The sequence below is a fragment of the Ruminococcus gauvreauii genome, from assembly GCF_025151995.1.
GTDB classification, from domain to species: Bacteria; Bacillota; Clostridia; order Lachnospirales; family Lachnospiraceae; genus Ruminococcus_G; species Ruminococcus_G gauvreauii.
The window spans coordinates 199,479-214,276 of the sequence record NZ_CP102290.1; the positions used below are offsets into that span (position 1 = coordinate 199,479).

Annotated in this window: 12 protein-coding genes; 4 read left to right on the forward strand and 8 right to left on the reverse strand. The window is 50.7% G+C overall.

The features are described 5' to 3' along the window. Nucleotides 1-27 precede the first annotated feature (27 nt). The 5 genes from NQ502_RS00940 to NQ502_RS00960 all read right to left on the reverse strand — a co-directional run bounded on the left by NQ502_RS00940 (nt 28) and on the right by NQ502_RS00960 (nt 8,465). Nucleotides 28-3,564 carry an FtsX-like permease family protein gene (locus NQ502_RS00940; RefSeq protein ID WP_028528354.1) on the reverse strand — a complete coding sequence of 1,179 codons (3,537 nt, stop codon included), beginning with the start codon at nt 3,562-3,564 and terminating at the stop codon, nt 28-30. Between the two features lie 9 nt (nt 3,565-3,573). Further along, nucleotides 3,574-4,278, reverse strand: a complete 705-nt coding sequence (locus tag NQ502_RS00945; protein ID WP_028528355.1) for an ABC transporter ATP-binding protein — start codon at nt 4,276-4,278, stop codon at nt 3,574-3,576. Between the two features lie 20 nt (nt 4,279-4,298). After that, the gene (gene recG / locus NQ502_RS00950) at nt 4,299-6,362 is read right to left on the reverse strand and encodes an ATP-dependent DNA helicase RecG (protein ID WP_028528356.1); all 2,064 of its coding nucleotides are present in this window, start codon (nt 6,360-6,362) and stop codon (nt 4,299-4,301) included. A gap of 73 nt (nt 6,363-6,435) precedes the next feature. Continuing rightward, complete coding sequence (locus NQ502_RS00955; protein ID WP_407691156.1) at nt 6,436-8,064, reverse strand: DAK2 domain-containing protein; 1,629 nt, start codon at nt 8,062-8,064, stop codon at nt 6,436-6,438. Between the two features lie 44 nt (nt 8,065-8,108). After that, nucleotides 8,109-8,465 (reverse strand): Asp23/Gls24 family envelope stress response protein, encoded by a 357-nt coding sequence (locus tag NQ502_RS00960; protein ID WP_028528358.1) that lies wholly within the window; start codon nt 8,463-8,465, stop codon nt 8,109-8,111. 211 nt (nt 8,466-8,676) lie between these two features. Between NQ502_RS00960 and rpmB the strand changes: the two genes are divergently transcribed. From rpmB to ilvN, 4 genes are all read left to right on the forward strand, one after another. Beyond that, nucleotides 8,677-8,862: a 50S ribosomal protein L28 gene (gene rpmB / locus NQ502_RS00965; protein ID WP_028528359.1), complete on the forward strand. Its 186-nt coding sequence runs from the start codon at nt 8,677-8,679 to the stop codon at nt 8,860-8,862. A gap of 178 nt (nt 8,863-9,040) precedes the next feature. Further along, nucleotides 9,041-9,628, forward strand: a complete 588-nt coding sequence (locus NQ502_RS00970; RefSeq protein WP_028528360.1) for a TetR/AcrR family transcriptional regulator — start codon at nt 9,041-9,043, stop codon at nt 9,626-9,628. Nucleotides 9,629-9,651: 23 nt separating this feature from the next. Beyond that, nucleotides 9,652-11,388 carry a biosynthetic-type acetolactate synthase large subunit gene (ilvB, locus tag NQ502_RS00975; RefSeq protein WP_028528361.1) on the forward strand — a complete coding sequence of 579 codons (1,737 nt, stop codon included), beginning with the start codon at nt 9,652-9,654 and terminating at the stop codon, nt 11,386-11,388. Next, nucleotides 11,385-11,885, forward strand: coding sequence for an acetolactate synthase small subunit (ilvN, locus tag NQ502_RS00980; protein ID WP_028528362.1), 501 nt, complete (start codon nt 11,385-11,387; stop codon nt 11,883-11,885). The genes ilvB and ilvN overlap by 4 nt, the downstream gene beginning before the upstream one ends. A gap of 20 nt (nt 11,886-11,905) precedes the next feature. Here ilvN and NQ502_RS00985 read toward each other — a convergent pair whose 3' ends face one another. The 3 genes from NQ502_RS00985 to NQ502_RS00995 are packed head-to-tail and all read right to left on the reverse strand — an operon-like array spanning nt 11,906 to nt 14,795. Then, the gene (locus tag NQ502_RS00985; protein WP_028528363.1) at nt 11,906-12,637 is read right to left on the reverse strand and encodes an ABC transporter ATP-binding protein; all 732 of its coding nucleotides are present in this window, start codon (nt 12,635-12,637) and stop codon (nt 11,906-11,908) included. Continuing rightward, the gene (locus tag NQ502_RS00990; RefSeq protein WP_028528364.1) at nt 12,634-14,184 is read right to left on the reverse strand and encodes an ABC transporter permease/substrate-binding protein; all 1,551 of its coding nucleotides are present in this window, start codon (nt 14,182-14,184) and stop codon (nt 12,634-12,636) included. The genes NQ502_RS00985 and NQ502_RS00990 overlap by 4 nt, the downstream gene beginning before the upstream one ends. Continuing rightward, on the reverse strand, nt 14,178-14,795 hold the full coding sequence (locus NQ502_RS00995) for a pyridoxamine 5'-phosphate oxidase family protein (RefSeq protein WP_028528365.1): 618 nt from the start codon (nt 14,793-14,795) through the stop codon (nt 14,178-14,180). Before NQ502_RS00995 ends, NQ502_RS00990 begins: the two co-directional genes overlap by 7 nt. Nucleotides 14,796-14,798 lie beyond the last annotated feature (3 nt).

Genomic DNA, 14,798 nt, shown 5'->3' on the forward strand with positions numbered 1-14,798 from the left:
TACTCCTAAACTCACAAAAATGCAAGATTATTCTATGCTTTTCAGGGATTCTACCATATTAATCCGTTTTAAACGGAAATGCATCACCACATTGACGAAAAACGAGAAGATCCAGGTAAGCACAATGCTGTACAGATAGCTCAAAGGTTTAATACTCCTGCCAAACATCATCATATCGATTTCAGCTGTCAGTATCACATAGCGATGCAGAATCATGCCAAAGCCAACTCCGAGAATACATCCAAACAGCGTGAGCCAGATATTCTCCCTGAACACATATCCGGAAACTTCCATTTCATAGAACCCGAGCACCTTCAGTGTGGCAAGTTCCCGTTTCCGCTCACTGATGTTGATATTGTTGAGATTATACAGCACGACAAACGCCAGCAGCCCTGCCGAGATCACGAGTACATAGATGACGGTGTCCATACTTTTCAGCATGTCTGCGATCCGTTCGCTGGTAGAACTTGTAAAGGTGACAGAAGCCACGCCGTCCATATCCATGTAATCCTTTTGAATCTCATCTTCTTCCTCTTCTGTACCCTCTCTCGTCTTAAAGAAAAGTTCCTGAATATCGGCAGGCTCTCCGTACAGCTTTTCATAATACGCGGACGTCATGTAGACATAGTGAAAAAAATAGTTCTCAGTGACGGCCGTCACGGCTGCCTCCATGTGTTTCCCGTCATCGTCCTTCAGATAGATGGTATCCCCCGCCTTCACGCCGAGAAGTTTTGCGAGTTTCTCCGTGATCACAACGCCGTCGTCCGTAAGCTGGTATGTTTCACCGGTGATCCGGTTCTTCAGCAGAATAAAATCCTTCAGTTTTTCTTTCTGCTCCACCACTACCTGGTAAGCGGATTTCTCTGTCCTGCCGTAGCCGACATCCACGCTGGATTCTCGTGCCCTCATCGTATCCGTGATCCGGCTGTCCGCCTGCACGGCATTCATGACGGTGTTCATCTGATCCTGCGCGGCATCGTCCTCCATCGCAAGCGTACCGGAAAAAATGCGTACCTCACCAAACTGCCGGTCACCGATCGCCATGATCGAGTCTTTCAGTCCGAATCCAACGAGCAGAAGTCCCATGCATCCCCCGATTCCAAAAACCGTCATCAGGAAACGCTTTTTATACCGGAACAGATTCCGCATCGTCGATTTCTGAGTAAAACTCAGATGGTTCCATACGACAGCAAGGCGTTCCAGAAGTATCCGTTTCCCCGCCTTCGGCGCTTCCGGGCGCATCAGCTGTGCCGGTACCTCACGCAGTTCGTTGTAACACGCGCCCAGAGTCGCCGCCGTTGTACACAGGACTGCGAGCAGCGCTGACGTCACCGTATAACCGGTGTGAAGCGGATTCAGCACTTCGGGCAGTGTATCGTACAGGATCGCATACGCACGTATAATGACGACCGGCAGGAATTTCTGTCCAAACACAACTCCGATGGCGCTGCCGAACAGCGTCGCCAGAAACGCATACATGATATATTTCATCATGATCGCGCCCTTTTGATACCCGAGCGCCTTCAGTGTGCCGATCTGCTGCCTTCCCTCTTCCACCATCCTTGTCATCGTGGTCAGGCAGATCAGCGCGGCGACCAGAAAAAAGATCACCGGAAATACGGTTCCAATGGCTTCGATCCGCTCCGCATCCTGCTCATATTCCACATAAGTCTGAATCGAATTCCGATCCAGGACGTACCAGGACGGAACTTCCATATCATCCAGTTCTTTCTCCCCATCCGCTATCTTCTGCTCCGCGTCGGCGATCTCCTTATCCGCCTTTGCCTTCTCGTCCTCGTATTCCTGTTTCGCGTCCGCGAGCTCTGTCTCCTTCTCCGTCAGCGTATCCTGTGCTTCCTGCAGTTTTTCTGCCCCGTCCTCGTATTCCTGTTTCGCATCCGCAAGCTGCCTGCCGCCGTCGAGGAGCTCCTGCTCATGATCGGCGAGCGTCACTTTATTCGATTCGATCTCCTCACGGGCATTGTCCAGTTCCTGCGCTCCTGCATCCAGCTGCTGCCTGCCTGACTCAAGCTGCTTCCGCCCTTCTTCCAGCTGCCTTCTTCCCTCTTCCAGCTGCTGTCTTCCCGCCGCAAGCTGCTGCCTGGCAGCTTCCAGCTCATTCCATCCGGCCTCCAGGGTCTTCTCGTTATCTTCCAGGTCGGTCTCCTGGGCGGCAAGCTTTCCTCTTGCGGCTTCCAGCTCATTTCTTAGCCCCGCCAGCGCCTGCATCTGCTCCTCCAGGTAGGTGCGCTCCTCCGGTGTCAGCGCCGGGTTCTGCAGTGCCTCTTCCAGCTGCTTTTCCTGTGCCGAGAACGCGGCATCCTGTTCTTCCAGCGCCGCCTTCGCCTCAGCTAATTTATTTTTCCCGTCTTCCAGTTCGGCAGTGTTTTTCTTCAGCGTCTCCTCGTTTTGGACAAACTGCTCCTGATTCCGGTTGAGTTCCTCTTCCTGTGCATAAAACTCGGCTTCCTGTTCAGACAGCAGCTGCTCCTGATCAAAGAATTCGGCTTCCTTTTCTATGTATTCATCGACGGACCGGTTATACTCCTCAACACCGTCGTTCAGCTGCCCGTATCCATCCTCCAGCTGCTGGCGCCCGTCTGCGAGTTTCTCTTCATTTTCATCGATCTCACGCTTTCCGTCTTCCAGCTCCGTCTGTTTTTCCTGAAGCTTTTGGTCAGCATCCGCCAGCTTTTGATCAGCATCATCCAGTTTCTGCCGAGCGTCCTCAAGCTGCTGTCTGGCATCCGTTATCTCAGCCCTGGCGTCATCGATTTCCTGACGGCCATCCTCCTGCAGCGAAGAATACCGGGCATCGCAGCGCTCGTCCTCGATCGCCTCGATCTTATCCATGACCGGTTCAACGGCATCCCCGTATTCATCGCTGTAGCAGAGCAGATCTTTTGTCCCGTCCGTCTCCACGTACAGTTCGCTGTACGCTTCCATCGAAAAGTCCTCCGGCAGGATCACCCCGAAACCCTCGACGACACCGCTTCCGAGACTGCTGGTCCCCCGCTCCAGGCTCAGATAAAACGGGCTGTTGCCAAACCCGCAGACCGTCAGTGTGTCTGTCTGCAGGATGTCTTCCAGGTCAGTATCCGCCCCGGCGGTCACCTTGATCTTGTCACCGATCTCATAGCCATACTTTTCCCGCATATTTGCATCGAGCAGTACTTCCCCGCTGCTCTCAGGCAGCCTGCCGGAGAGCACCTCCGTCTCATTCATTCCTTCCGTCAGTGACATGAGTTTCACTACGTACTGACTGTCTTTGCCATTCATGAACACGTCCGAAGAATACGAGGGAACCACACGCCGGATGCCGGGCAGGCTGCGGATCGCACCGACATCCTCCTCAGTCATCCCCAGTGTCCCCAGCACACGGATATCCATGAGTTTCTGCGCATCATAATAAGCGTCGGCCGACAGCTTCATATCCGGCCCCGACGCGCGGATGCCGGCAAAAAAAGCGACTCCCAGTGCGACGATGATGAGAATAGACAAAAACCTGTTTTTACTTTTTTTGATCTCCATCAGGAAATCTTTGCGCAGCATATGTTTTTTCATAGGCTTTCCCTACCATTCGATCACATCTACAGATTTCGGCTTCGTATTCACCGACATTTCACTCACTTTACCATTTTTTATGCGGATGACCCGGTCGGCAATCGGTGCGATCGCGAGATTGTGCGTGATCACGACAACCGTCATCCCTCTCTCCCTGCAGGTCTCCTGCAGCAATTTCAAGATCGCTTTTCCAGTCTGATAGTCAAGCGCTCCGGTCGGCTCATCACACAGCAGAAGCTTCGGGTTCTTGGCGAGCGCCCGGGCGATGGCGACCCTCTGCTGCTCTCCCCCCGACAGCTGCGCCGGAAAGTTGTGCATGCGCTCTCCGAGTCCGACATCCGCAAGCACTGTCCCCGCATCCAGCGGGTCCTGGCAGATCTGGGATGCGAGCTCTACATTCTCCAGCGCGGTCAGGTTCTGAACCAGATTATAGAACTGAAACACGAAGCCGATATCATTTCTGCGGTATGTGGTCAGCTGCCGTTCCCGGTACTGACTGATATCGTTTCCGTCGACCAGTATCGTCCCCTCATCGGCAGTATCCATGCCGCCCAGGATATTCAGCACTGTTGTTTTTCCGGCGCCGCTCGGCCCCACGATCACCGTGAATTCTCCTTTTTCTATTGTCAGGTCGATGCCGTCAACTGCCTGAATGGTGACTTCCCCCATACGATAATACTTTCTGATTCCTTCCATTACAACGATCGGCTGCATGGCACACCTCATTTCTTTTCTCACAGGCTGATGCCCTCTGTCTGATATTTTAAATACGCTTCCAGTCTTTCCCGAACCCCGCTGTACTCCTGCGAATCCAGGAGTTTCCCGTTGTCCTCCCTCAGTATGGCGGCAGCCTCGCTGGCGGTTTTCAGCACGTCTGCGTCCTGAAAGATATCCGCGATCCGAAATTCCATCATTCCGCTCTGGCGGATTCCCAGGATATCCCCCGGCCCTCTCAGCTTCAGATCTTCTCCCGCAATGTAAAAACCGTCGTTGGAGCGGTTCAGGATATCCAGGCGCTTCGCCGTATTTTCATCCTCATTTCCCTGGATGAAAATGCAGTAGGACTGTGCATCTCCGCGTCCCACGCGTCCACGCAGCTGATGCAGCTGTGCCAGCCCGAACCGTTCTGCGTTTTCAACCATCATGACGGTGGCGTTCGGTACATTTACCCCGACCTCCACAACAGTCGTGCTGACCAGCACCTGAATTTCGTTCGCTGCAAATCTTTCCATCACTTCATTCTTCTCCGAAGGCTTCATCTTGCCGTGCAGAACAGCCACGGACGCCTCCGCCGGCAGATAACCGGCAAGTTTCTGCGGATAATCCGTGACATTCTCCGCATCGAGTTCCTCACTCTCCTCAACCATCGGGCAGATAATATACGCCTGATGTCCCTCCTGAATCTGCTGCTGAATAAAACGGAAGGCCGTCCTGCGGTATCCCTGATTCACAACACAGTTTTTGATGGGCAGTCTTCTTGCCGGAAGTTCATCGATCACTGAGATGTCCAGATCCCCGTACAGTATAATCGCCAGTGTTCGCGGTATCGGTGTTGCACTCATCACCAGAACATCCGGCACGCCTCCCTTTTCAGAAAAAACTTCCCTCTGCCGCACACCGAAACGGTGCTGCTCATCCGTCACGACGAGTGCAAGGCTGTGATACTCTACTTTTTCCTGGATCAGCGCATGCGTGCCGATGATCATGCGGCTGGCTCCCTTCCTGATCAGCTCGTACCGCTCCCGCTTTTCCTTTGCCGTGTTGGAACCGGTCAGCAGGACCGGCGCATACTGCTCCCACTCCTCTTCACTCAGAAGCTGCCTCAGGGATTCGTAATGCTGCCTGGCGAGTACTTCCGTGGGCACCATCATCGCTGCCTGACAGCCATTCTCCGCCGCCATGGCCATCGCCAGAAATGCCACAATGGTCTTTCCGCTTCCCACGTCTCCCTGCACCAGTCGTGCCATCGCCGTACGGCCCTTCATATCCCGTTCAATCTCAAACCAGACCTGCTTCTGTGCCTCCGTCAGTTCATACGGCAGGCGCTCCATGATTTCCTCTGTTTTCCAGACCTCTTTCAATGCAAATGAAGACGGTGTCGTCTCTGATTTTTCTTTAAATCCTGCAACCGTCAGGATAAACAGCAAAAACTCATCAAATACGAGCCGCCTTCTGGCTTCCTTCAGCGCTTCAAAGTTCTTCGGAAAATGAATCTGCTCCACGGCAAATGAATACTCTGCCAGATGATACCGCATGCGCAGTGCGGCGGGAAGGTATTCCTGTCGATACTCTGCCCGAAGAAGCAGCTGTCTGACAGATTTGACGATCACTTTATTGGAAAGCCCTGCTGTCAGCCCGTAGAGCGGCTGCATGACATTTTGTATCTGTTCGTATGCGGCAGGTGTATAATACTCCGGCTGTTCCATGGTCAGACGCCCGTTTTTTTCCGTCACTTTCCCGCGGAACACAAAAACAGAGCCGCGCTTCAGCACATTTCTCAAGAACGGCATATTAAACCAGGTCAGAGTCAGATAAGCATCTCCATCCTTGATCCTGGTCGTGACCACGGCGCGCATTCCCGTCTTTTTGACGTCGGGCGCCTGCATCAGCATACCCGTGACGGACCATTTTTTTCCCGGGACCAGCTGGCAGAGCCGTACCGGCGGTTCATAGGCATCATAGTCTCTCGGATAATAATGGATCAGGTCGTCTGTAGAACGGATTCCGAGCTTTACAAACAATTTTTCTGTCTTTTCCCCGACTCCCTTGATCGATTTGATTGTGTGCAGTGTCTCCATGCCATATATCCTCTTACTAATTAAAAATAAAAGGCATTGCAAAGAATGTTTCTTCCCCTGCAATGCCCATGCTCTATTCTACTGAAACGATGCAGTAATAAATAGGCTGACCGCCATAATTTACCTCTACGTCACAGTCCGGGTATGCCGCTTCCAGATCTTCTCCTAACTTCTCAGCAACTTCTTCCGTCACATCTTCCCCGTAATATACACTGATCAGTTCTGAATCTTCGTTCACCATCACTGACACGGTCTCTTTCGTCACGCTCATGACATCCTCTCCGACCGCCAGAATCCCGTGGTCTCCGATTCCCATGATATCACCCTGTTTGATATCCTTATCGTCGATATGTGTATCGCGGACTGCATATGTGATCTGTCCCGTCTTCACATTGCCGATGCCCTCTGTCATCGCCTGTGCATTCTCCTGCGGCGTTTTTTCCGGTACGTAGTTGATCACAGCTGTGATCCCCTGAGGCACTGTCTTCGTCGGTATTACGATAATTTCCTTGTCCTTCGTCAGATTCTGTGCCTGGTTCGCAGCCAGAATGATATTCTTATTATTCGGAAGAATGTAGATCGTCCTTGCATTCACACATGCGATCGCATTGAGCATATCTTCCGTACTCGGATTCATCGTCTGACCACCCTCGATCAGATAATCCACACCAAGCCCTCTGAATATCTCACCGATACCCTCACCGATGGACACGGAGATAAATCCAACCTCCTTAGGAGGCTCCTGGTTCTTCTGCTCTGCCGCCGCCTTTTCGGCATCTTTGATCAGTTTTTCCTGATGTTCTTCCCTCATATTATCGATCTTCATCCTGGAGAGTGCACCATACGTCAGGGCTTTCTGGATCGCCAGCCCCGGATCATTCGTATGTACATGCACTTTCACGATATCATCGTCTGCAACGCACACAATAGAATCACCGATAGAACTCAGGTAAGATTTAAATTCGTTCTCATCCTTTTCATTGAACACATGATCGTCCGTCATGATAATAAATTCCGTACAGTAGCCAAATTTAATATCAGCCTCCGACTCTGTCCTGACCGCTGTGCCGCCCCCGGATGACACGGGAACATCAAATGTGAGATCAATCTCTTTTCCCATGAAGGCGTCATACGCGCCGCGCATAACCTCAACAAGTCCCTGACCGCCTGAGTCCACGACACCCGCCTCCTTCAGAACGGGCAGCATATCGGGAGTTCTGGCCAGAACACTCTCAGCCTCCGCCAGGACATCTTCAAAAAACGCCTGAAGATCATCACATTCTTCCGCCAGCTGCACCGCTTTTTTTGCCGCGCCCCGCGCGACTGTTAATATTGTACCTTCCTTCGGTTTCATGACCGCCTTGTACGCTGTCTCCACACCCTTTTCAAAGGCAGCTGCAAAAATCGGAGCGTCCAGTTTCTTATAATCCCGGATTCCTTTTGTAAAGCCTCTGAGCAGCTGTGATAAAATGACTCCGGAATTTCCTCTCGCACCACGCAGAGAACCGGATGAAATTGCTTTTGCCAGTGTGTCTGTCGTGACTTCGGAAAGTCCATTGACCTCTTTGACAGCGGACATGATCGTCAGCGTCATATTCGTTCCTGTATCTCCATCCGGAACCGGAAATACATTCAGTTCATTGATCCATTCCTTTTTCACTTCCAGATTTTTAGCACCAGCCAGAAACATCTTTTTCAGCATTCCGGCATCTACTGTATTTGTTGCCACAATAAGTTCCTCCTTAATCAATCTATTACTCTGACGCCTTCGACCAGGATATTGATATGTTCAATTTCCAGTCCCGTAAATTCTTCCACTTTATATCTGACACTGCTGATCAGATTATCAGCTACTGCAAGAATGCTGACCCCATATGATACAATCACATGAAAATCCAAGGAGATTTTATTGTCATTCAGCACAACATTGATCCCGTGTTTTAAACTTTCTCTTTTCAACAGTTTTACCAGACCGTCTTTCATATTTACCGCAGCCATACCGACGATGCCAAAACATTCTACGGCAACGCTCCCCGCATACATGGCGATAACGTCCGGATTTATGGATATTTCTCCTAGTTCTGTATTGATTCGACCCTTCATTCGGATTCCTCCATTTCTGGTTCTTAAGTCTCTGTTTCATAATGACCCGTATTTTATGTTTGTATTATAACCTTTTTTACAGGAAAATGAAATATTTAATTTGAATTTTTTATTTTTCTCTTGCAAATCAGGGCAACTTCTGATAAAATAACTATTGTTGCAAGTCTGGATGTGCTTTCCGGACTTATTATATGTTCAAGGAGGTGCAATCATGGCAAAATGTGCAATTTGTGAAAAAGGCGCTCATTTCGGTAACAATGTGAGCCATTCTCATAGAAGATCTAACAAAATGTGGAAATCCAACATCAAATCTGTAAAGGTTAATGTAAACGGAGCGGCCAGAAAGATGTATGTATGTACTTCATGTCTGAAATCCGGCAGAGTTGAACGCGCTTAGTTCTTCATGAATATCGTTATGAATACTATGAAAAGGGTGTCCTGAGAGGACATCCTTTTTTCGTCATACTATGATGTTAGGGTCAAAAGATCTTTTAACCCTGGCATTATACTATTGACAAATACATAATATCTTAATAAAATAGAACGAAAGCAAGTACTTGCATGGAGGTGTCATTATGGATGAAACCAGTCAGAAGATCATCGACGCAACGATGCGTCTGATTCGCGACAAAGGATACGTCGCTACTACTACAAAAGACATTGCTAACCTCGCCGGCGTCAACGAATGCACACTTTTCAGGAAATTCAAGAGCAAAAAAGATATTGCACTTAGCGGTATCGAACAGGAAAAATGGCGCGGCAATGTTACCTCTGATATCTTTCACGATGTCGTCTGGGAACTGCAGCCCGACCTTGAAATGTTCATGAACGCCTATATGGATCGAATAACCCCCGATTTCGTAAATCTTTCCATTGGTCTGCGCGCACCTCAGCTGTATGAGGACGCCGCACCTTTTATTATGAAGATCCCGCAGGCATTCATCTCTTTTCTTGCCGAATATTTCCGAAGCATGGAGGAACTCGGAAAGCTTCCTCCACTGGACTGTGAGTGCCTTGCCCTGACCATATTTTCTGCGACTTTCGGCTATACCTTTCTGAAGGCTTCTTTTGGAGAAAAGCTTTCGTCTGTGGGCCGGACGGATTTTATCAAACGGAGCGTGGAACTGTTTATCAGCGGTATTCCGCCTCTGTCACAACATTAATACTGCAAAAAGGAGAATTATCTATGCAAATATCTGGAGCTGAACTGTTTGTAAACGCTTTAAAAGCAGAACAGGTTGACACTCTGTTCGCCTATCCCGGCGGCCAGGCCATCGATCTGTTCGATGCCCTGTACCAGGAACCGGATATCGATGTCATCCTCCCGCGCCATGAGCAGGGACTGATTCACGCCGCGGACGGCTATGCCCGCTCAACCGGAAAGACGGGGGTATGCCTGGTGACGAGCGGCCCCGGAGCGACCAATCTCGTGACCGGGATCGCCACGGCAAATTATGACAGTGTCCCGCTTGTCTGTTTTACCGGCCAGGTACCGACCAGTCTGATCGGAAATGACGCTTTTCAGGAGGTCGATATCGTCGGTATCACCAGGAGTATCTGCAAGTATGCCGTGACGGTCAGAGACCGGGAAGACCTGAACAGCACCATCAAGAAAGCCTTCTATATCGCCAGAAGCGGAAAGCCGGGAGTCGTCGTCGTCGACATTCCCAAAGATATCCAGCGGGCGGACGGCAGCGGCCTGTACCCCGACACGATCGATATCCGCGGATACAAGCCCAGTACGTCCGTACATATCGGACAGCTGAAGAAGGCGCTTGGGCTGCTAAAACACGCAAAACGTCCGGTCTTTTTAGTGGGCGGCGGTGTCAATATCACACATGCCGGTAAGGAAATGACGAAGCTGGCAGAGCTGACGGGCTGCCCTGTTGTCACAACGATCATGGGAAAAGGCGCCGTTCCGACCTCCCATCCCCTCTATATCGGAAACATCGGAATTCACGGCAGCTTTGCCGCCAACTCAGCAATCAGCCACTGCGACCTGCTGTTCTCGATCGGTACCAGATTCAACGACCGCATCACCGGAAAGATCGAAGAATTTGCAAAAGGTGCCTCCATCGTCCACATCGACATCGATTCAGCTTCGATCTCCAGAAATATTGCCGTCGATGTACCTATCGTGGCGGATGCGAAACAGGCGATTCTGGCGCTGACCGAGAGGGCGGTCCCGCTGAAAATCGATGCGTGGCGCGATGAGATCAAAGCCTGGGATCAGCAGTTTCCGTTAAGTTCAGAGGCAGACGGGCTCACGCCGGCAGCGATCATCGGCGCGATCAACGAGACGTTTGATCACTCCGTCATCGCGACCGACGTCGGGCAAAATCAGCTGTGGGCGACACAGTACCTCTCGCTCGACGAGCACAGGCAGCTGATGACCTCCGGAGGACTCGGCACAATGGGATATGGATTCCCGGCGGCACTCGGTGCGAAACTCGGCAATCCAGACAAGGACGTGATCGTCATATCCGGCGACGGAGGCATGCAGATGAATATCCAGGAGATGGCAACAGCCGTGGTCTACGAACTTCCCGTCATCATCTGTATCCTGAATAACGGTTACCTGGGCAATGTAAGGCAGTGGCAGGAAATGTTCTTTGACAGGCGTTATTCTTCCACCTGCATGCGCCGCAGAAGGAGTTGTGTTGCGGCATGCACAGATCCCCGCCGGGAATGTCCCGAGTACACGCCCGATTTTGTGAAACTGGCGGAAAGCTACGGCGCGAAGGGAATCCGTGTGACAAAAGCGGAGGATATCGCCTCTGCTCTGATGGAAGCAAAAAACACCCGTACTGTACCTACTGTCATTGAATTTATCATTGAGCGGGAGGCGAATGTTCTGCCGATGGTACCGCCGGGAAATCCGCTCAGCGATATGATACTGGAAAAGGAGGAGCAGGGAGAATGAAAAAGAGATGGATCTGTCTGTTTGTAGAAAATGATGTCGGGGTACTCGCCCGGATCTCCGGACTGTTTTCGGGAAAATCATATAACCTGAACAGCCTGACGGTCGGAGCGACTGAGGACGAAACCGTATCCCGGATGACGATCAGCCTGACCAGCGACGACAGGACGTTCGAGCAGGTAAAAAAGCAGCTCAACCGGGCCGTCGAGGTTATCAAGGTGGTGGATTATACGGATGTTGCCATACATCTGAAAGAGCTTATGTTTATAAGGGTTAACTGCTGCACTGCTAAAGATATGGCTGAGATCTTCAGGCTTTCTCAGGTATTTGGTGTGAAAGTGATCGATTATACTCCCACAACCGCTCTGCTTCAGAGTATTCAGACTGAGAAACAAAACAATGATCTGGCTGCCATGTTCGGCAAATATTTTTTAAACAGGATTGAGATCATACGCGGAGGAAGTGTCGCCGTGGAAGCACTCAACGGGTTTGAAAGATAGTATGGGGGAGCATCCTGATATCAGGATGTTCCCCCAACCAGTCTGCGCACAAATTCCGTTGCCGGCTGCTGTTGTATGTGTTCCGGAGTATCATACTGCTGGATGATTCCCCTGTCCATCACAAGCACCTTCGTTCCCAGCTTTAACGCCTCCGCAATATCATGTGTTACGAACAGGATGGTGATTTTTGTCTTTTCATGTATCTTTTTTAACTCATCCTGCAGCTGTTTCCTTGTGATCTCATCCACTGCGCCGAATGGTTCGTCCATCAGCAGGATATCCGGTGACGCCGCCAGTGCCCTTGCGATTCCCACCCTCTGCTGCTGCCCTCCGGATAACTCAAAAGGGTATCTGGGGAGAAGCTCCTCTTCCAGGCCTACAATCTCCATCCACTTTCTGACTGCCTGTCTGGTTTTCCTCTTCTCTCGCTTATTCAGAAGATTCGGGACATAAGCGATATTCTGTTCCACTGTCAGATGCGGAAACAGGACACTTCCCTGAATGGCGTATCCGATATTCCTGCGAAGCCGTATCATGTCTGCATCTTTTATATTTTCACCGTGAACCAGCACATCACCGCTGCTCTGTGTGATCAGCCCGTTAATCATTTTCAGCAGCGTTGTTTTTCCACACCCCGAAGATCCGATGAAGGTCACAAACTCCCCCTCTGCAATACTGAGATTCAGGGAGTCAATCACCTTCTGATCCCCATATATTTTAGAAATGTTTTGAAATTCGACTGCCGCCTTCATTTTCCCGCCCCTTTCAGAAGTCCCTGTCCCTCCAGGAATTCCACGGCGACGTCCCGCGGCTCTTTTCCTTCGGATTCTACTTCATAGTTCATCTGTGAGACCTGTGCATCATCCAACACACCGGTCAGCTCTTCAAAGACCACTTCCAGTTCCGGGTAATCTTCCAGCACGTCACCGCGAACAACGTTACCGCACATATACGACGGGTAGAACCCCCGGTCATCCGTGAGAACGGTGACATCCGATGCGCTCAGCTGTCCGTCTGTCGTAAAGATCACCATCACGTCAATCTTTCCTTCCTGCATCGCCTTATATTTCAGCCCGATATCCAGATCCATCGTGCTTTTAAACTTCAGGCGGTAGGCATCACACAGGGCATCGTACCCGTCTTCCCGTTCGAAAAAGTCATATTCTGCACCGAACACCAGCCGGTCAGCCACCGCTTTTAAATCAGAATATGTTTTCAGGCCGTACTGATCGGCGATCTCCCTTCGCACTGCCAGTCCGTAAGTATTGTTAAATCCATACATGCCCTTCCAATTCATATGATACTTTTCTTTATAGGCATCCTCCAGCTCTCCAAACATCTCTTCCGTATACCCTCCTTCTTCTTTGAGGACCATATTCCAGGCAGTACCCGTATATTCAGGATACATATCAAACTCTCCGCTTTCCATGGCGGGTTGAATATTTGACGTGCCTCCTCCGACTCCCTGCGTCAGCTCCACTTTCAGATCTGTGTCCTGTTCTATCAGAAGATCCAGCATTTCCCCCAGAATATATTGTTCTGTCATTGGCTTAGTAGCAATCCGTATGACTTCTTCCTTATGTGTGTTCCACAGTATCCCTCCGAGTACAGCTGCACAGAAAATCCCTGTCACAAACTTCGCCGCCAGACTTTTTCTGCTGACCCTGCTGCTCTTTCGCTCCATGCATTTCTCCAATATTCCAAGCAGGAAATCCATGAGCAGTGCCAGAAGCGCAATAAACATGCTCCCCGCTATCGTCATCGCCGCGTTGTTTGTCGTTATGCCGCGGTAGATAGCGACACCGAGACCGCCCGCCCCGATAAAAGAGGCGATACCAGCCAGTGCAATCGTCATGGTCACCATGCTGCGGATGCCTGACATGATCACTGGCATCGCCAGCGGTATCTTAATCCTGTACAGAATCTGAAAATCCGTGCTTCCCATGCCTTTTGCCGCTTCCAGTATTCCCTTGTCCACATTCCGGATCCCCGTGTGCACTGCGCGAACCATGGGAAGCAGCGCATAGACCGTCAACGCGATGACAGCAGTCGTATTGCCCACCCCGGAAAATGGAATCAGAAATCCCAGCATGGAAATCGACGGTATGGTATATAGAAAGTTGATCGCTGCCAGCGTGGGTTTTGCGGCCCTGTCATATTCACTGATCAGGACTCCGGCCAGACCGCCCGCAAGTACTGCAATCACGATCGATATAAACGAAATCTCCAGATGTTCCCACAGAAGCTGCAGGAAGAATCCTTTCCGCTCCAACACCAGGGTACAAATATCATTTAACATATTGATCTCCTTCTTACGATTGCCTCAGCCGGACAGTTCTCAGCACAGAGTCCGCAGTGCAGGCAGTGTTCCTGCTGTATCCTGTACGGTTTCCCTTCCTTTATGCAACGCTGCGGACAGATGCTTTGACAGCTGCCGCACTGTGTACATGACGTCGAAATCATAAATCCGCTCTCCACCCCGGATGCCGCCCCGATTGAAAAGCTTTCCCTGTAGACGGGCTGTACACCCAGATCAAAGAACTCTAACGCCGCGTCTTCGATGCAAAAAGGCTCCAGGATATATCTGGTATTCCCCGGGTATACATCCCGCATCGCCGGGTTTTCCTCAAAAATCCGGTCAATCCAAGCTCTTTGATGATCCAGTTTTTTTACCCGTCCTTCCAGCCGAACCATCTGAAACCGGCGATTCATCCCTGTCACCGCAACCTCCGGTCTGTCCGTCAGCTGCCTGTAAAATGCCTTGCCTCTGGCCGTACAGAAGATCAGTCTGTTGTCTTCCGCCAGCATCACGTCAATGATCCGTATCCTTGGTCTTCCTTCCCCATCCGCGGTGGCGAAAGCAACATCTTTGATCTCTCTGAGAATCTGCAGACAATCCTGTGCGTTCATAAT